This window comes from Bradyrhizobium genosp. A (genome assembly GCF_049949275.1).
Lineage (GTDB): Bacteria > Pseudomonadota > Alphaproteobacteria > Rhizobiales > Xanthobacteraceae > Bradyrhizobium.
The window spans coordinates 5411908-5427801 of record NZ_CP188196.1 but is presented as its reverse complement, the minus strand read 5'-3'; the positions used below and the strand labels follow the sequence as shown (position 1 = coordinate 5427801).

At 63.2% G+C, this 15894-nt stretch carries 18 protein-coding genes; 10 read left to right on the top strand and 8 right to left on the bottom strand.

Annotation, left to right across the window (positions count from 1 at the left end):
• Positions 1 to 73: 73 nt before the first annotated feature.
• On the bottom strand, positions 74 to 853 hold the full coding sequence (locus ACP2YP_RS25340) for an NAD kinase (protein WP_426419007.1): 780 nt from the start codon (positions 851 to 853) through the stop codon (positions 74 to 76).
• 234 nt (positions 854 to 1087) lie between these two features.
• Between ACP2YP_RS25340 and ACP2YP_RS25335 the strand changes: the two genes are divergently transcribed.
• Entirely contained in the window at positions 1088 to 2662 is a 1575-nt protein-coding gene (locus tag ACP2YP_RS25335) for a S10 family peptidase (RefSeq protein WP_426419006.1), read from the top strand.
• On the opposite strand, the gene ACP2YP_RS25330 is transcribed toward ACP2YP_RS25335, so the two are convergent.
• Together ACP2YP_RS25330 and ACP2YP_RS25325 are read right to left on the bottom strand one after the other, a co-directional pair.
• Positions 2652 to 4037: a serine hydrolase domain-containing protein gene (locus ACP2YP_RS25330; protein WP_426419005.1), complete on the bottom strand. Its 1386-nt coding sequence runs from the start codon at positions 4035 to 4037 to the stop codon at positions 2652 to 2654. The genes ACP2YP_RS25335 and ACP2YP_RS25330 overlap by 11 nt on opposite strands.
• Before the next feature lie 107 nt (positions 4038 to 4144).
• Positions 4145 to 4687 (bottom strand): tetratricopeptide repeat protein, encoded by a 543-nt coding sequence (locus ACP2YP_RS25325; RefSeq protein ID WP_426419004.1) that lies wholly within the window; start codon positions 4685 to 4687, stop codon positions 4145 to 4147.
• 248 nt (positions 4688 to 4935) lie between these two features.
• Here ACP2YP_RS25325 and ACP2YP_RS25320 point away from each other — a divergent pair, with 248 nt between their 5' ends.
• From ACP2YP_RS25320 to ACP2YP_RS25305, 4 genes are all read left to right on the top strand, one after another.
• Positions 4936 to 5301, top strand: a complete 366-nt coding sequence (locus ACP2YP_RS25320) for a His-rich protein BRANT (protein WP_426419003.1) — start codon at positions 4936 to 4938, stop codon at positions 5299 to 5301.
• 199 nt (positions 5302 to 5500) lie between these two features.
• Complete coding sequence (locus tag ACP2YP_RS25315; RefSeq protein ID WP_426419002.1) at positions 5501 to 5923, top strand: hypothetical protein; 423 nt, start codon at positions 5501 to 5503, stop codon at positions 5921 to 5923.
• Positions 5924 to 6206: 283 nt separating this feature from the next.
• A complete protein-coding gene (locus ACP2YP_RS25310) occupies positions 6207 to 6914 on the top strand; it encodes an outer membrane protein (protein ID WP_426419001.1) in 708 nt (235 codons plus the stop codon).
• A 230-nt stretch (positions 6915 to 7144) separates the two neighbouring features.
• Entirely contained in the window at positions 7145 to 7384 is a 240-nt protein-coding gene (locus tag ACP2YP_RS25305) for a hypothetical protein (RefSeq protein ID WP_426419000.1), read from the top strand.
• Between the two features lie 27 nt (positions 7385 to 7411).
• Here ACP2YP_RS25305 and ACP2YP_RS25300 read toward each other — a convergent pair whose 3' ends face one another.
• Positions 7412 to 7666: a hypothetical protein gene (locus ACP2YP_RS25300; RefSeq protein WP_426418999.1), complete on the bottom strand. Its 255-nt coding sequence runs from the start codon at positions 7664 to 7666 to the stop codon at positions 7412 to 7414.
• Positions 7667 to 8002: 336 nt separating this feature from the next.
• On the bottom strand, positions 8003 to 8377 hold the full coding sequence (locus ACP2YP_RS25295) for a hypothetical protein (RefSeq protein ID WP_426418998.1): 375 nt from the start codon (positions 8375 to 8377) through the stop codon (positions 8003 to 8005).
• 105 nt (positions 8378 to 8482) lie between these two features.
• Between ACP2YP_RS25295 and ACP2YP_RS25290 the strand changes: the two genes are divergently transcribed.
• A complete protein-coding gene (locus ACP2YP_RS25290) occupies positions 8483 to 8647 on the top strand; it encodes a hypothetical protein (protein ID WP_426418997.1) in 165 nt (54 codons plus the stop codon).
• 7 nt (positions 8648 to 8654) lie between these two features.
• Here the strand turns inward: ACP2YP_RS25290 and ACP2YP_RS25285 are convergent, their stop codons facing one another.
• On the bottom strand, positions 8655 to 8873 hold the full coding sequence (locus ACP2YP_RS25285) for a hypothetical protein (RefSeq protein WP_426418996.1): 219 nt from the start codon (positions 8871 to 8873) through the stop codon (positions 8655 to 8657).
• Between the two features lie 228 nt (positions 8874 to 9101).
• On the opposite strand from ACP2YP_RS25285, the gene ACP2YP_RS25280 reads away from it, so the two are divergent.
• From ACP2YP_RS25280 to ACP2YP_RS25265, 4 genes are all read left to right on the top strand, one after another.
• Positions 9102 to 10799: a methyl-accepting chemotaxis protein gene (locus tag ACP2YP_RS25280; protein WP_426418995.1), complete on the top strand. Its 1698-nt coding sequence runs from the start codon at positions 9102 to 9104 to the stop codon at positions 10797 to 10799.
• 490 nt (positions 10800 to 11289) lie between these two features.
• Complete coding sequence (locus tag ACP2YP_RS25275; RefSeq protein WP_426418994.1) at positions 11290 to 11997, top strand: class I SAM-dependent methyltransferase; 708 nt, start codon at positions 11290 to 11292, stop codon at positions 11995 to 11997.
• A gap of 70 nt (positions 11998 to 12067) precedes the next feature.
• Positions 12068 to 12481 carry a GFA family protein gene (locus ACP2YP_RS25270; RefSeq protein WP_426418993.1) on the top strand — a complete coding sequence of 138 codons (414 nt, stop codon included), beginning with the start codon at positions 12068 to 12070 and terminating at the stop codon, positions 12479 to 12481.
• 224 nt (positions 12482 to 12705) lie between these two features.
• Positions 12706 to 14340: a hypothetical protein gene (locus ACP2YP_RS25265; protein WP_426418992.1), complete on the top strand. Its 1635-nt coding sequence runs from the start codon at positions 12706 to 12708 to the stop codon at positions 14338 to 14340.
• Between the two features lie 514 nt (positions 14341 to 14854).
• Here ACP2YP_RS25265 and ACP2YP_RS25260 read toward each other — a convergent pair.
• Together ACP2YP_RS25260 and ACP2YP_RS25255 are read right to left on the bottom strand one after the other, a co-directional pair.
• Entirely contained in the window at positions 14855 to 15064 is a 210-nt protein-coding gene (locus ACP2YP_RS25260) for a hypothetical protein (RefSeq protein WP_426418991.1), read from the bottom strand.
• An 83-nt stretch (positions 15065 to 15147) separates the two neighbouring features.
• Positions 15148 to 15417 (bottom strand): hypothetical protein, encoded by a 270-nt coding sequence (locus ACP2YP_RS25255; RefSeq protein ID WP_426418990.1) that lies wholly within the window; start codon positions 15415 to 15417, stop codon positions 15148 to 15150.
• Between the last annotated feature and the right edge of the window lie 477 nt (positions 15418 to 15894).

Below are 15894 nucleotides of genomic sequence, written 5' to 3'. Positions count from 1 at the left end.
TTCGTTAACCATATCGCGCCGAGGGTTAACGAAGCGTTGCGAAAGGGCCAGTAGTGGGGGCGGGGCAGGCAGGTCAGTAGCCGAATTGCTCGCGCAGGATCCGTTCCTCCAGGCTGTGGCCGGGATCGAACAGCATCCGCATCGAGATGGATCTGTCTGACAGGATCTCGACGCGCCGGACCCTGCGTACCTCCTCATGGTCGGCGACGGCCGCGACGGGCCGCTTGTCGTCTTCCAGCACCTCGATCACGACATAGGCCGTGTTGGGCAGCAGTGCGCCGCGCCAGCGCCGCGGCCGGAAAGCGCTGATCGGTGTCAGCGCCAGCAGCGCGGCGTTGATCGGCAGGATCGGCCCCTGGGCGGAGAGATTATAGGCGGTTGAGCCTGCCGGCGTCGCCACGATGACGCCGTCGGCGATCAGCTCGGGCATGCGCTCGCGCTCGTCGATCAGGATGCGCAGGCGCGCCGCCTGGGAGGTCTGGCGGAACAGATAGACCTCGTTGATGGCGTGATGCAGGTGGACGCGGTCATTGGTATCGGTCGCGCGCATCAGCAGCGGGTTGATCTCGGATTCATGCGCCGCCTCGAGCCGGGCGCGCAGATCGTGCGCCGAGTATTCGTTCATCAGGAAGCCGACCGTGCCGCGGTGCATGCCGTAGATCGGCTTTCCCGAGCGCATGTGCTGGTGCAGTGTCTGGAGCATCAGCCCGTCGCCGCCGAGCGCGACCACGACGTCGGCCTCGCTCGGATCGCAATTGCCATATTGCGTGGTGAGCTGGTGGAGGGCGGCCTCCGCCTCGCTACTCGGGCTGGCGACGAAGGCGATCCGGTCGTATCGCGATGGCTTGGTCATGGCTTCCAGGCAGGTGTCGCTGGCTCGAGAAAGTTCCGCCGAGGTCGTCTATACGACCTGGGCCTCTATTGTCGAGGATGACCGCCCGGCAAGGCAAACGGGTCGGTCGGGGACGGCAAAAGCCAGGCGGATCGGGCCCGGAAAGCCCTTCCGGGGCCTCCGATCCCCCAAACCGTCGCAATTACCGGCTACAGTTGCGGCCAGCGACCGACGGGCAGGTCAGGGAGAACAATCATGGTCATAGGCTTGCCGATGCTGCGCCGTGCGGGGCTGGTGCTGGCGGTGTCTGCCTTCGCGCTCGCAGACGTTACTCTTGCAGATCTGGCGCGCGCGGACGATCCGCCGCAGCCGCGCAACGAGGTGGCGGCGCCCGCGGGCCAGAAGGGCGGGCGCGGCGGCAATGCAGCGCAGGCCTCGCCATCGGCTGCCGATCAGCATCGTCTGCCGGGCGACCAGACCACCAAGCAGACCCTCGATCTGCCGGGCCGAATGCTCAACTTTGCCGCGACCGCCGGCTCCATCCGCATCTTCGACGAGAAGGGGGAGCCGCTCGCCGACATCGCCACCGTGTCTTACGAGCTCGACGGTGCCGATCGCGCCGCGCGCCCGGTGACGTTCCTGTTCAACGGCGGGCCCGGCGCCTCGTCGGCGTGGCTTCAGTTCGGCGCGGCCGGGCCGTGGCGGCTGCCGCTCGACGGCGAGGGGTTGTCGCCGTCGGCCTCGCCCGAAGTGAAGCCGAATGCGGAAACCTGGCTCGACTTCACCGATCTTGTCTTCATCGATCCCGTCGGCACCGGCTATAGCCGTGTCATCGCGAGCGGCGAGGATGCACGCAAACGGTTCTATTCGGTCGACGGCGACGTCAACTCGATTGCGCTCGTGATCCGCCGCTGGCTCGAGAAGCACAACCGCCTGACCTCGCCGAAATATGTCGCGGGCGAGAGCTATGGCGGCATTCGCGGGCCGAAGGTCGTGCGCCAGTTGCAGATTCAGCATGGCGTCGGCGTCAGGGGCTTGATCCTGGTGTCGCCGCTCTTGGATTTCCGCGAGTTCACCGGCACGAGCCTTCTGCAATATGTCGCGACCTTGCCGAGCTATGTGGCGGTCGCGCGCGAAGCCAAGGGGCCGGTCAAGCGCGCCGATCTCGCTGATGTCGAGGCCTACGCCCGAGGCGAATTTTTAGCCGATCTCGTCAAGGGTGAGGCGGACAAGGAAGCCACCAATCGCCTGGCCGACAAAGTCGCCGAGCTGACAGGCCTCGATCAAGCGGTGAGCCGCAAGCTCGCCGGGCGCTTCGACGTCGGCGAATTCCGCCGCGAGCTCGACCGCGAGAACGGCATGGTGATCGGGCGTTACGACGCCTCCGTGCGCGGCTTCGATCCCTATCCGGATTCGAGCAGCTCGCGCTTCGGCGACCCCTCAGGCGATGCGCTCCAGGCGCCGCTGACGAGTGCCGCGGTCGATGTTCTCACGCGAAAACTCAACTGGCGGCCGGATGGCTCCTATGAAGTCCTCAACGGTGCCGTCGAGCGCAACTGGGACTTTGGCGGCGGCATCAACCCGCCGCAATCCCTGTCGGAGCTGCGCCAGATCCTCGCCACCGATGCCAAGCTCAACGTGCTGGTCGCGCACGGCCTGTTTGATCTCGCCACGCCCTATTTCGGAACGAAGCGGGCGCTGGACCAGCTGCCGGCCTTTGCGACGTCGCGGGTGAAGTTCGTCGTCTATCCCGGCGGCCACATGTTCTATTCGCGCGATGGCTCGCGACAGGCGCTTCGGAGCGAGGTCGAGGCGCTGATCAGGGAGTAGGTCGGCTTTTTCGCGGCGGATATTTCCGCGCGATCTCGCGCGCCACCACGGCTGCCGGCTTGACATTGGCGCCGGCGATCCAGATGTCGCTGACCTGGCCGCGCTTGTTACGGACGCGGCGCACCGGCTCTCCATGGCTGGAAACTCCGGCCGCCCAGGCGAGCTTGCCGGTATCGCGACCGGTGACCTCGATCTCGCCGGCATCCATGAACGGGTTGTTGAACTGCGGATTGGCGACGAGCACGCGGTTGCCCGCCGGCACCAGATCGGTCGCGCCCCAGATCGTCCACCAGCGGCCGGTCCAGTCGCGCACCCGCCGGTCGGGTGCACCGCGGCTCCTGAAGACGCGCAGGATCTGCATCGCGCCGTCCATCCAGATCGGTGCGGCGCCGTCGATGGAGTTGCTGAGGATGCTGATCGCGAGCTCGCATCCGGGGATGGAGCAGGTCCGGGAGATGTAGCCCTGGAAACCGCCGCCATGGCCGAACCAGTCCCAGCCCTCGGTCTTGCCGGCGTTGACGCCGAGGCCGTAATAGCCCTCGAAGGTCTGCGGCACGCGCCAATGGTTGCGCGTCATCTCGCGGCGGCTCGCGACTGACAGCACGCTCTTTCTGGCGTTGGGGGCGACCTGGGCAAAGAAACGCGCGGTGTCGGCGGCGGTGGCGACGAAGCCTGCGGCCGATGCCATCGCGTGCGCTGGATTATCGCCGGGGATGACGCAGCGCTCGCCGAGCGGCAGCTTACGCGTATGGCCACGCGCAAACAGCGCGCCCCTGGGAAGCGGCGCATTCGGCTCGGTCTCGCGCAGGCCTGCAGGCTCGATGATCTCGCGCTTGATCCAGGCGGAGTAGGGCTCCTTGGTCACCGCTTCGATGACGAGCCCTATCAGGGCAAAGCCGTGGTTGGAATATTTGAAGCGCGTGCCGGGCTCGATCGCGGGAGGCAGCTGCAACTCGGCGAGAAGCTCTTTCGCGTCGAGATAGGGGCGGCTGTCGATGAACTGGCCGGAATCGGCGCCGTCGCGCGTCAGCCCGGCGCTGTGCGAGAGCACCTGGGCAATCGTGGTCTCGGCCACGCGCGGATGCAGGTCGCTGACATGCTGGCCGACGGGATCGTCGAGCCTGAGCTTGCGCTGCTCGCGCAGCTTCATGATGCCGGCCGCGGTAAAGCTCTTCGAGTGCGAGGCGATGCGGAAGCGGTGACGCGGAGTGAGCTTCTCGCCGGTGTCGAGATTGGCAAGGCCGAACGCACGCTCGGCGACGACCTCGCCGCGATGGACGAATGCGACGATCACGCCCGGCTGTTGGAAGGTCGTCTGCTGGAATTCGATCCAGGAGCCGATGTAGTCGATCGCGGATCGCAGCCACGTGTCCATTGCGCACCAATTGCGAGGAGAGATCGGTGCGAGAAGCTAGCCGAGAAAGCAGAACGGGCACAACCGTAAGGTTGTGCCCGTTCGCTCAGTTCAGATATGCGGTGCTTTTAGTAGACGAGCGTCGCGCCGGTCGGCTTGTCGAGCGCGGCAGCCAGTGAGCGATATTCGGAGCTGTCGGTGCCGGCGAGCGAGGCGATCTTGTTCAGGTGATACTGAGCCTGTTCGCGGTTGCCCTGCTCGAGCTGCCAGAGGCCATAATACTGCCAGGTGCGGACGTGGTTCGGATCGTCCTTCAGCGCGATCTCGTAATAGACCTTCGACGACTGGTAGTCGCCGAGCTTGCGGTAGGAGTAGCCGATCAGGTTGGCGACGTCGGCGACGTCATCGCGCTTGAGCTGCTTCAGCTGACCGATCGCGCTCGTGTAGTCATGGTTGTCGTAGATCGTGGTGTAGGCGGTGCGATAGGCCGCGAGGAATTTGGGATCGCTGACGGAGGAGCTCTTCTTCTTGCCCTTCTTGGTCGAGGTATCCGACTTCGGCGGCGATGAAGGTTCGTCGCCTCCCGCGGCATAGGCGCTGGTCAGCACCGGCGCGGCCGCCAGCGACATGGCGACGAGTCCCGGCACTACAAGCATTGAGAGTTTGCGCATTGAAGTTCTCCCGTATGGAACGTGGCGATCCTACACGATTGCCCGAATACCGGAACACCGGGTACGCAAATACATTCCCGGCACCCCGGTCTGTTCGCCTTTCCTCAGATGACAAACTTGTCATCAAGATGAACGGAAGCTGGCTGCGTGCTTCAGACAGGGTTCAGTGCGCTCCCCCTAGGCTCTGACCCATGATCGAAGGGTGGGCGAGAGGGCGCCGCCCAAGATCCTACCAAGAGGAGACCACCATGTTGAAGACCATTTCCGCAGCCTTGCTCGCAGCTTCCGTGATCGCAGCCCCGGCCTTCGCCGCCGAGGCCGGCAAGACCACCACGACCACCGCGCCGGTCATCAAGGCGGACCAGACCCAGAGCAAGGTCTCGACCACCGCCGCCAAACCCGCCGCCAAGACGGATGCCAAGACCGCCGACATCAAGTCGGGGGCCAAGGTGGATACCAAGTCGAAGGCGATGAACGCCAACGCCGCGATCACGCCCGACGAGCACAAGACCGTGCGGACGCATCGCCATCACCACAAGCATCTGTCGGCCAAGAAGTCGCTGAAGGCGCAGCCGGACCTCGGCAAGCCGGTGACCACCGAGAAGCGCAGCTAACGACTGATCCCGCGCGGCGGCATCCCTGGATTGCCCTGCTGCCGCGTGCGGAGTTCAGGCCCGGCTCGTTCGTCACGCCTCGCGCGCAAACGCGAGGTGATGGCGGCGGGCCGGTGCGCCGTTTGCGGAAGCGAATTCCCTTTGCGCAACCTTGGAGCTAGAACATTTCCTGATGTGAACGGCTGGAGAATTTGATTCCTTGGGGCAATTGGCGAAACGCGCGGCGATCCTGGTGCTGCCTCTGGCGCTCGCGGGTTGTTTCGGCAGTGATGGTGACCGCCCATCCCTGATGGAGGGAGGCCAGGCCGGAGCGCCGCAGCCGTTCCCCGATAATTTTCGTAGCGACGCGCTGGCCCTGATGCGCGCCTATCTCAACAACCCGGTCGGCGTGCACGACGCCGCCATGGCCGATCCGGCGCTGCGGGAGGTCGGCGGGCGGCAGTTCTATATCAGTTGCCTGCACTTCACACCGCGCGAGACCGACGGCAGCTATAAGGCGATGCGCGAGCGCGCCGTCGTCTATGTCAACGGCCGGGCCGACCGCGTCGTCGATCGCGCCAACGAGGTCTGTGCGGGCGCGGTTTACGCACCCTTTCCAGAACTAGAAAAGATGACGCGGTAGCGCAAAGCCCGCCGTCATCGGGCGGTGCTAGACAACAGCCGCCGGAGCCCTGAATCACATTTCGGCGAGCTTTGAACGGATCGGTTTTGCCTTGCGACAAATTGTTACGGCTGGACTTGTGCGGACGACGAAATCTGTCGGCGCGGGCCGACGAGATGGAACAAAGCGCGTGTTGCCGCTCCGTCACAGTCACGAACAATCAACGTTCCGGCATCGCCGCGAAGCAACCCAATTCAGGCCACGTTGTTTCCTGAGTGTCGTAGATGAAAGAACGGGGATGATCATGAAGACGATTTTGCTCGGGGCAGCGGCTCTGCTCGCTCTGGCCGCACCGGCGGCCGCAGCGGACATGCAGCCGCGCACCTACACCAAGGCACCGGCCTATACGCCGCCGCAGGTGATCTACAACTGGACCGGCTTCTACATCGGCGGCCATGTCGGCGGCGCCTTCGCCGGTAACAGCACCTTCCAGTCGAGCAACGCCCGCTTCCTGGGCGGCGTGCAGGGCGGCTTCGACTACCAGTTCGCGCCCAATTGGGTGGTGGGTATCGAGGCCCAGTATTCCTGGCTGCCGACCAACAATAACGGCGTCACGTTCCCGCTGGGGACGCAGGTGACATCCAACACCGACCAGATCGGGTCGGTGACCGGTCGCATCGGCTACACCTGGGGCCCGACGCTGCTCTATGCCAAGGGCGGTTACGCCTGGCGCAATGGCGGTCTTGGCGTGAACGTCGCCGGCGTGCCGCAGGCCTTCACCACCACCGGCAACAGCAAGGACGGCTATACCGTCGGTGCCGGCCTCGAATACATGTTCGCGCCGAACTGGTCGGCCAAGGCCGAGTACCAGTATTACAACTTCGGCAGCACGACGATCACCTCCGGTCCGGCCGACGTCGTCGGCGTCCGAGGCCGGGACGACGAGCATACCGTCAAGGTCGGTGTGAACTACCGCTTCGGCTGGGGCGGTCCGGCGGCCTCGCGCTACTGAGCCGCCGCGCAGTACGAGCACGATCTGGCAAAGGCCGGCTTCCCGCCGGCCTTTCGCTTGTTTGCCTTGCGTGAACCATCTGGCGCGTCATTTGCAAGCAAACAGTCTGGCGCGCGCCTTCTCACGCGTGTCACGGGGATCGGGTAAAGCAAAAATAATTTTTGCGACTTACGGAACTCGCACTCCGGCGCGCGTTAATACTCAATTGCCGGGCTGGTGGGACAACGAACATGCGTATCTTGGCGTCGGTGGTGGTCTCGTGCTTCGTCGCCTTGCCGTGCTCTGCCCAAACAATCCTCAAATCCGAGCCTCTGATGTTGGCACCTTACGAGGTCGCCTTTGTGAAGGACGCCTCCTGTCCGTCGGGCAAGGTGCTCAAGGTCACCGGGGCGATCCGCGGCCTGCACCGCCGCAAGGCCTGCGTGGCGCTTGCCGGTGAGCAGGCCTCGCTGGCGACCGCGACGCCCTGAGGCACTCGGCCAGCCTTCGGTCAAATCTCACGAGTTGAGCTGAAGCTCCATCCTGGATTCCCGCTCTGCGTCCGCCTTGTTCTTGGCGGGGTCCTCGCCTTGGGCGGCCCGGCACGATTTGATCTCATAGTCATTGTCGAGCACCCGGCGCGGACCCTGCCGCTCCTCGTCGGTGCCGACATCGACGACCAGACCGCTCCGTTGCGCGAGCTTCCAGACATCGGCTTCGCTCGGATAGGCTTTGCTGATCTGGCCGTCGTTGCAGAACAGGGCGTAGGGCATGCTTCCCGCTCCCGGAAAACGCGTTAACGACTTGATGGGGCGAGCGGTTCCGGGTCGATCACGGGACCGTGATCAGAGGGGCAAGCAGCCGGGCCCTGAGTCCTTAACGAGTCCTGAATCCTCAAAAAAAGAAACTTTGGGACTCGTTTGGCGGAATCAGCGGATGTTTCCGGCCATGTCGACCGACCTGAAAACCTGCTGTGGGCACATGCTTCTGCCACTGACGCTGGCACTGTTTGGCGCCTGCGCAGCCAATCTCTGGCTGGTGTGGTCGTGGCTGTAAGGTCTTGGGTGTAAGGCCTTGGCTGTAAGGTCTTGGGCTCAGGCGGGCCGGCCCTACTTCTGGGCCGGCGGCGGGGCGGCATCGCGGATGGCGGCGCGCAGCTTGGTCAGGGTCGCCGCGCAATATTCCTCGCGCTCGCGCTCGAAGCGCTCCTGATGTTTTCTGAAACGGGCAATGCGGGCCTGCATCTCGCTGCGGAAATCGGCTCCCGCTTGAGGTGGGTGGGCCGGCAGCGGCTGGGGCGGCGGAGCCGCTTGCGGTGGCTCGAACGCGACGGTCACGGCCTGGACGGAGACAATCTCTGCGGCCAAGACCGGCGCAGCCGCAGCGGTATCCGGCTGACGAACGTCGTCCTTCCTGCCGGAGACCGATTGAACGAAGGCCAGTGTCTGCGCGATCAGTGCGTCGCGCTCCCTGATCCACTTCATGATCCACCACCCTGTTAGGGCTATTCCACCAAAGCCGGGGCGCCGAATCAAGAAGGCTGTCTGCAAGGGATTGCATATTTTTCCCGAAAGCCCGACATTGGATCGATGGATTCCGAAGCCGACCCGTCGGACGAAGTGCAGGGCCTGCGGCTCGTGCGCGCCTTTCTGTCATTGCCGCCTGACAAGCGGGCGGAGGTGATCGCGTTCGTCGAGGATCTGGTGCGCGCCCATGCCCGGCCCGAGGACGGCAAGGAGGCGTCTCCGACCTGATCGCCAGCTAGCGCTGGCGCGGATTGACATTGGGCACGAAGGGCGCGCCGACGACCCGGACCGATGCCTGGGCCGAGCTATCGATCGGCCTGTGGTCGGCGACCTGCTTCTCGGGAGGCTCGCCAAACACCGGCTCCAGCACCGCGAGCGCGCCGGCGACGACGGCGCAGCACAGCGTGACCGTCGTCAGCAGGAACATGTTTCGATTGTCTTCTCTGATCCGCATGGGGCGAGAACCAGCAAGCCTCGCGATTGGTTCCGGCTCGGCAATCGTAGATCGGGCGGCCCTATAGCCGATCGAAGCTTACGTCGGGCTTGCGTAGCGCCTCCGAATGGGTACTTTCCCGTAAGGTTACGCGCGTCAATTAGTATCAAATCTTAACGTTAGCGGGTTCCAATGCCGCCGTTGGGACTGCTTCGGTCAATGGAGACCGAAAATGATTAGGCGGCTGCGATGAGCTTTTTGAACAATTTGAAGATCGTGTTGAAGGTTGCGCTGATCGTGACCGTGATGGGCTGTGCCCTGGTCGCCGTCGCCACCTTCGGCATCCGCGAGCTCTCCGCGACCGTCGACGGTTTTGGCGAGCTCTCGGCCGCGCAATCGGCAGCCCTCAACCTCACGCGGGCTCAGCGCCGCCTCGAGACCTATCATGCGGCGCTCTACGCGGTCTTCACAGAGACGACGGAAGCGGGCAATGCCGGCCGCCTGAAGACCGCCAACCAGAACCGCAATGAAATTCGTCAATTCCTGGACGCGGCAGAGCAGGACGATCCGTCGCGCACGACCGAGATCAAGAGCCTCAGCGACCAGCTGAAGGCCGTGTTCGCGGGCTGTGATGCGGTGCTCCAGGCCGGCGCCGCCGCGAGCAGCCCGGAGGAAAATGCCAAGGTTGCCGACCGTGCGCACAAGGAGTGCGACCCGCTGATCGATGCATCGCTTACGCGTGTTGCGGCATTTACATCCGATGTCAGCAAGGCGGTCGCCGCGCGCAAGGATGCCATCAACCGCGACGCCAAATCCGCGACGTGGACTGTGATGAGCGTCAGCGCTGGCGGGCTCCTGCTCGGCATCGCGATCGCGCTATTCATCGGCCTCAAGGCGATGTCGCAGCCGATTGCGCGGCTCAAGCTCGCGATGGAGGGCCTCGCCCGCAACGATCTCAAGATCGAGGTGCCCGAGAAGGATCGCCGCGACGAGATCGGCGACATGGCCAGGACCGTCGAAATCTTCAAGACCAATGGGCTCGAGGTCGAGCGCCTCAAGGCTGCGCAGGTGGAAACCGAGAAGCAGGCCGCCGAGCAGCGCCGCCGCGACATGGTCAACCTGGCCGACGGTTTTGAGCGCGCGGTCGGCGAGATCATCGACACCGTCGGATCCGCCTCCACCGAGCTCGAAGCGTCGTCCTCGACGCTGGCCACCACGGCGCAGCGTGCGCAGGAGCTGACCTCGGTGGTCGCGGTTGCCTCGGGCGAGGCCACGGGCAACGTTCAGTCGGTCGCAACCGCCACCGAGGAGCTGTCTTCGTCGGTCAACGAGATCAGCCGCCAGGTGCAGGAATCCGCGCGGATGGCGAGCGAAGCCGTCAACCAGGCCCGCACCACCACCGAGCGGGTCAGCGAGCTCTCGGTCGCGGCCACGCGCATCGGCGACGTCGTCGAGCTGATTAACACCATCGCGGGCCAGACCAACCTGCTGGCGCTGAACGCCACCATCGAGGCGGCGCGGGCAGGCGAGGCCGGCCGCGGCTTTGCTGTTGTCGCCTCCGAGGTGAAGACGCTGGCCGAGCAGACCGCGAAGGCGACCGGCGAGATCAGCCAGCAGATCTCCGGCATCCAGAACGCCACCCAAGAATCGGTGACGGCGATCCGTGACATCTCCGCGACCATCGAGCGGCTGTCGGAAGTGTCCTCGACCATTGCCGCCGCCGTCGAGGAGCAGGGCGCCGCGACCCAGGAGATTTCGCGCAACGTGCAGCAGGCCGCGCACGGCACCCAACAGGTCTCGACCAACATCAGCGACGTGCAGCGCGGCGCCGCCGAGACCGGTTCGGCGTCCTCGCAGGTACTCTCGACCGCGAAGATGCTGGCGACCGACAGCACCCGGCTGAAGGACGAAGTCGGAAAATTCCTGCGGACGGTCCGCGCGGCCTGAGCTGCGCGACGCAAAAGGTCCGGCGGCCTCGCGCCACCGGAAAGCTGCCGATCCTATTGCGGCAGCAAGAACGCCATCGCGATCACGAAAAGGAAAGCCGTCGCGACGACGGCCGCGACCGCTCCAGCGATAATCTTGGCGTTTTCTCGGCTGGTGGTGGGCTGCATGCCGCCTGCACTCTACCTCATGTTGAACTCTGATCCAAACTGTGGTCAGTAGCCATCCCCGCGACGTAAGCGGTCAACATCGGCCTCCAGTTGCGCATGTTCGTCGAGCCGGAGCCCACCGGCGGCGATCCCGACAGAATTGCGCGTCATCGCCGCGTGCCGTTCTTCCACATCATGGAGTGGCAGAAGCCGGACTAAGCTCGAGCACTCAGACAGCGCATCTGGTCCGCCAATTGTCGACTGGCTGCTAGAGAGACGTTTCAGACGCGCTCTGTCGCATCTATATTTCGCTTGCGACGGAATCTTGACGCGAGTCCCACCCGATGACCTCCCATCGTCCCGATGTGCTCGCCCATGAGCGTTTCGTTGCCAACCGCGAGAATTTTGCCGGCCTCGACCTCGCCGCGCGCTTCGAGCGGATCCAGCGGACCAACCTGTGGGGGGCTACGACCTCGGTCTCAGGGCTTGGGTCGGAAGATCGGGCCACCGCGGCGATCCGCGAGGCGCTGCCCGGCTTGTTGCAGCGCCTTGGCGCGCGCTCGCTGCTCGATGCGCCCTGTGGCGATGCCGGCTGGATCGCCAGCATCAAGCTCGAGGTCGATTATACCGGCATCGACATCGTGCCGTCGCTGATCGCAGCCAACAGCGCGCGGGCCGCGCGAGGCGAATTGCGAGGCCGCTTTCTCGTCGCCGACATCACGCGCGATTCCCTGCCGCGTTGCGATTTGATCCTGTGCCGCGACTGTCTCGTGCATCTGAGCTTTCGGAACATCGCCCGCGCCATTTCACGCTTTCGCGCGAGCGGCGCGCAATTCCTGCTGGTCACGACGTTTCCGGAGTGGGAGGACAATCGCGATTGCGAGGACGGCGACTGGCGCGCGCTCAACATGACCAAGCCGCCGTTCGACTGGCCAGCCCCGCGCGAGTTGATCGATGAGCGCTGCGACGAGGGCGGTGGCAGCTGGCGCGACAAGAGCCTCGGGCTTTGGAGGCTGGATGAGTTGCCCGACGGCGGTGCCGAGCCCGTTTGACAGGCCGCTTGGCCATCATCGCCGCGACTTGGCGCAGACATCGAAGCAATAGATGCAAGGAGGGTGGTCAATGATCGATGCCAGATGCAGTTGTGGCGCCGTTGCGCTGTCGCTTCCGGGACCGACCAACCGGGTCGCGGCCTGTCACTGTATCGAGTGCCAGCGACGCACCGGGGCGCCGTTCGGCGTCGCCGCCTTCTATCCGGTTGAGGCCGTCACCATCTCGGGAACATCAAAGGAGTATGTTCGTGCAGCCGACAGCGGCGGCAAGGTCCGTTTCCATTTCTGCCCAGAGTGCGGCTCGACGGTCTACTGGAAGCCCGACAATCTGCCGGCAATGATCGGCGTCGCCATCGGCGCGATCGCGGATTCGAATTTCCCGGCCCCGATCAAATCGGTTTTCGAGCAGTCGAAACATGCCTGGGTCGAGATTAGCGGCGCTGATATCGAGCATCTTCAACAGGGCAGCGCGCGGAAGACTTGAAGTTGAGCGCGCATCGAACGCTGGTGCCGGCTGAGGGGATTGAACCCCCGACCTTCGGTTTACAAAACCACTTGCCTGTAAACAGAATATCGCCTGGAGGGTGTCAAAAGCAAACTTTGTTGACAGTATAATAGGTTATGGGAAGATCGAAAATCGACCGCTTGCAGGGCGGGCCTTGCGTCTCCATATCGATGTATCCCCATGTATCCCCAAAAGGCCACGAAATGGCAAACAAGCGATACGCGCTGACGAAGGATTTGCTTGGCGAGGCCGGCGCGCTGCGCGACGCGGACGCTGAATGCCAGTTCGCTATCGATAATCCCAGAGGCCTGAGCATCCGCGTCAGGGGCGGGGAGGTCGCCTACTATGTGCAGGCCCGCACGCGCATCCGAGGCCAGAAATCCACGGTTGTCAAACGGCGGCTTGGCGCGGCGGGAGACTTCACTTTCGCCCAGGTGAAGAAGATCGCCACCGAGGCAATATTCGCGATCAAAAACGGGCGCGATCCGGACGCCGTCATCGAAACCAGGCTGATGGGTGGCGACGAAAAGTCCGTCGCTATCGCGGTTGACCGCGCTGAAGCCTTGAAGGGAGAACTGTGGACTTTCGAGACGCTGATTAATCAATACGCGCAACGAACGAAAAGCTCGAAAGATGGCGGTCGAAATGAAGCAGCCAAATTGCGCCTTGCGCCTTCGTCGATTACCGAGCTTGAGACCCGATTGCGAGATCGGCCGGAAAACGCCCAACTCAAGAAGCGCTTCGTAAAGGAGCTCCGCCTCGAAGATCTTGAAGAAGTTCGGGACCGCATTGATGCCAGCGGTTCAGGTCCCTCCGCTGGAGCAAAATACGTCGATCTCGCAAAGCGGGTCTTGCGCTGGGGACTCAAGCAAAAGCGGCGCTTCACTGGCCTCGACCCGACTGCTACCTGGTGGGAGGCGTTATCCCACGAGTATGAGATGGAGGACCGCTCGAAGCGTTATCTGACCCCGGCGCAGATCGGGATGCTCATTGCGCTTCTGGAGGCCGTCAGACCTTTGGGGGGCAATAACAACGATGCGGTCCTGGGTGCCCTGCAGGTTTCATGGATGATCCCACAGCGAAGCTCCGCTCTGGTGAACATGCTCGCTTTAGGCTCCGATCGCTGGATCCCTGATCCCGCACCGGAGCGTGCCGGCTGGCGCGTCTATACCTGGAAACCAGATGAGGTGAAAAACAAGCGCGAAATCAAGCTGAGCGTTCCGCCTATTGCGATCGAGATCCTGGAAAGAGTGGCGCGGTACTCGAAGCAGCAATTGGGCGCGGTCTCGAACTGGGCGTTTCCGCAGGATCGCAACAAGTATCTTGTGCGCGCTCTCGCTGCTAAGCAACGTAACGACAATCGCATACCGGCCCATCTGGATAAAGCGATTACCCCTTCCTCTCTCAATCACGCGCTCGATGCCTTGACCGGACGAAAGCCGGGATGGCCGGATCTGCTCACTGTCGTCGGGCTGCCGAACCGGATTGCCCCTCATGACGAGCGTCGGTCCGTCACCAGCTTCTTCGAGAATTTTGGCGAAGGTGCATATGCATCCGCGCTCTTGGATCATCGCGTGAGCGGCTCAGACAAGATGTCGCGTGAGGTCGCTGCCATCACCCAGAGCGTTTACAGCGCCGCCGACCGCGTGGTGTTCAAGGCTGAAGGCATGCTGATGTGGATGGAGGCGGTGTTGCCGGCCTACGAAGCTGCAAAGAAAGATCCGCGCTTGGCCAAGGCAGTTGAAATGCGAAAAGCTGCTTTGGCGAATGGGTTGCCGGATGAGAAGACGAGAGGAAGATCCAAGGCACGGTCCGCAGGGACGGTTGCCTCGGCTTAGGCTTCGAAGATAGGTCATAATGTCGGGCGGCGAGCGGGCATGGTGCGCACCGTGGGAAACAACCCAAAAGCTACGTATTTCCAATAACTTCTCTTCACGGCGGAGCGCGTCGGCCGGTATACTGCAAACCCAATGAGCGAGCGATACTTGATGCCGAACAAGCCGCCGATCTGAAGTCGGCGCTCGCTGCGCTTCCTAAAGACCACGCAGTTTGGCCGCGCGCATCCGGGTTCTAACCAATGCGATCGTCTGTCCGTCCACGGGCGTGACGCTACGGTTCCATTTTCCCTCTTTCCGCCAGAGCAAACCGAGCGTTCACGGAGCTTGTTGACGCGATTGCGACTTATCTCGTTCATTTTGCGTTGCCGAGATCGGAAGTTGAAGCGCTTATCTGGTCTCGGGTTTTTCCGAAAGCGAGTCAAAAGCTCTCAACGCGAATTCTATGAGCCCACTCTCCGCGCCAGCGTGCCTGATAATCGCTGCTCCGTGGGTGGAATCGCACTGACGGCTTTCGCTATTTGAAGAGATCGAGCTGCGGCGGATCGACGATGCCGTTGTCCTCTTTGAACTTGGCCGTCGTCATGTCCTCGCTCGCCCAGAGGAATTGCAGCAGCTCGCACGTAGGGCAGGGCGAGTTCTGAGGCTCGGGCGTTTCTCTGGTCCACTGTACGAGCTGGTGATCCCAGTCGCAGCGGTACCAATGGCGATGCACGTTAGTCGCCATCGATGTCGTCAATCGCGGTGGCGAGCGCCACGTCACCTGGGGATTCGACCTGGTTCTGCGTGACAGCGGATAGGACTGCTCGGCTAGTCTTCCTTCGTCCCGCTCTCGTGAGCCTTGATCGCCGACAACACCACGGCGCCGGCCTCACCGAATTTCTCAGGTTCGGTAGAGTAGCGGAAGCCCCACCCCAGCCACGACACCGAGAGTTCTCTCGAGAGGGCGTGCCCCACGTCAGTGAGCGCTACGATCTGCGCGAGGACGAGCGCGGCGGCTGCCTGACCAGCGAGCGCGCAGCGCAGCAATGCCGTCATCGCGATGTCGGTGTGAAAATCGATGCTGTTGATCGGCATCATCGACAGGGCCGTCGCTATGGCGCCATCGGTGTCACCATTCAGGGCAGCCCGGAATTCGGCGTCAGAATGAAGCACGTTGACGTAACGCAGCGGGGGTCAAAGTTCGGCGCTTATTCACAATCTGGATGTAGTCAGCAGACAATCGGCCATCACCCTCGGTCTTCTCAACGAAGATTTAGACTGCACCGGAGAACAGGTCTACTGCCAAGTGTAAATTCTCAAAGCGGTGAGACCGATTGCTGCGAGCACGATGACGAGAAATACTGTGATAGCGAAGGCCCCCTCGGCCTCTCCCTCGATCACTTTGAATAATCTGACCGCTAGGCGGTCTCGCTTGGTTGGCATGGTGGGCCTCAAAGTATCATGTCGATTGCGCCGATCTCACGGAGACCCGGCCGAAGCGGACCGGCAAATTGGCTCATGTTATTCCATTCGCCTCCCGCGATAGGATATCGAAAACTTTTCCGGCATCCTGAC

Bases quoted from the DNA above. Each gene is read 5' to 3' on its own strand.
- ACP2YP_RS25340 (WP_426419007.1), bottom strand. From the start codon at position 853: ATGACCAAGCCATCGCGATACGACCGGATCGCCTTCGTCGCCAGCCCG.
- ACP2YP_RS25335 (WP_426419006.1), top strand. From the start codon at position 1,088: ATGGTCATAGGCTTGCCGATGCTGCGCCGTGCGGGGCTGGTGCTGGCG.
- ACP2YP_RS25330 (WP_426419005.1), bottom strand. From the start codon at position 4,037: ATGGACACGTGGCTGCGATCCGCGATCGACTACATCGGCTCCTGGATC.
- ACP2YP_RS25325 (WP_426419004.1), bottom strand. From the start codon at position 4,687: ATGCGCAAACTCTCAATGCTTGTAGTGCCGGGACTCGTCGCCATGTCG.
- ACP2YP_RS25320 (WP_426419003.1), top strand. From the start codon at position 4,936: ATGTTGAAGACCATTTCCGCAGCCTTGCTCGCAGCTTCCGTGATCGCA.
- ACP2YP_RS25310 (WP_426419001.1), top strand. From the start codon at position 6,207: ATGAAGACGATTTTGCTCGGGGCAGCGGCTCTGCTCGCTCTGGCCGCA.
- ACP2YP_RS25305 (WP_426419000.1), top strand. From the start codon at position 7,145: ATGCGTATCTTGGCGTCGGTGGTGGTCTCGTGCTTCGTCGCCTTGCCG.
- ACP2YP_RS25300 (WP_426418999.1), bottom strand. From the start codon at position 7,666: ATGCCCTACGCCCTGTTCTGCAACGACGGCCAGATCAGCAAAGCCTAT.
- ACP2YP_RS25295 (WP_426418998.1), bottom strand. From the start codon at position 8,377: ATGAAGTGGATCAGGGAGCGCGACGCACTGATCGCGCAGACACTGGCC.
- ACP2YP_RS25290 (WP_426418997.1), top strand. From the start codon at position 8,483: ATGGATTCCGAAGCCGACCCGTCGGACGAAGTGCAGGGCCTGCGGCTC.
- ACP2YP_RS25285 (WP_426418996.1), bottom strand. From the start codon at position 8,873: ATGCGGATCAGAGAAGACAATCGAAACATGTTCCTGCTGACGACGGTC.
- ACP2YP_RS25280 (WP_426418995.1), top strand. From the start codon at position 9,102: ATGAGCTTTTTGAACAATTTGAAGATCGTGTTGAAGGTTGCGCTGATC.
- ACP2YP_RS25275 (WP_426418994.1), top strand. From the start codon at position 11,290: ATGACCTCCCATCGTCCCGATGTGCTCGCCCATGAGCGTTTCGTTGCC.
- ACP2YP_RS25270 (WP_426418993.1), top strand. From the start codon at position 12,068: ATGATCGATGCCAGATGCAGTTGTGGCGCCGTTGCGCTGTCGCTTCCG.
- ACP2YP_RS25265 (WP_426418992.1), top strand. From the start codon at position 12,706: ATGGCAAACAAGCGATACGCGCTGACGAAGGATTTGCTTGGCGAGGCC.
- ACP2YP_RS25260 (WP_426418991.1), bottom strand. From the start codon at position 15,064: ATGGCGACTAACGTGCATCGCCATTGGTACCGCTGCGACTGGGATCAC.
- ACP2YP_RS25255 (WP_426418990.1), bottom strand. From the start codon at position 15,417: ATGATGCCGATCAACAGCATCGATTTTCACACCGACATCGCGATGACG.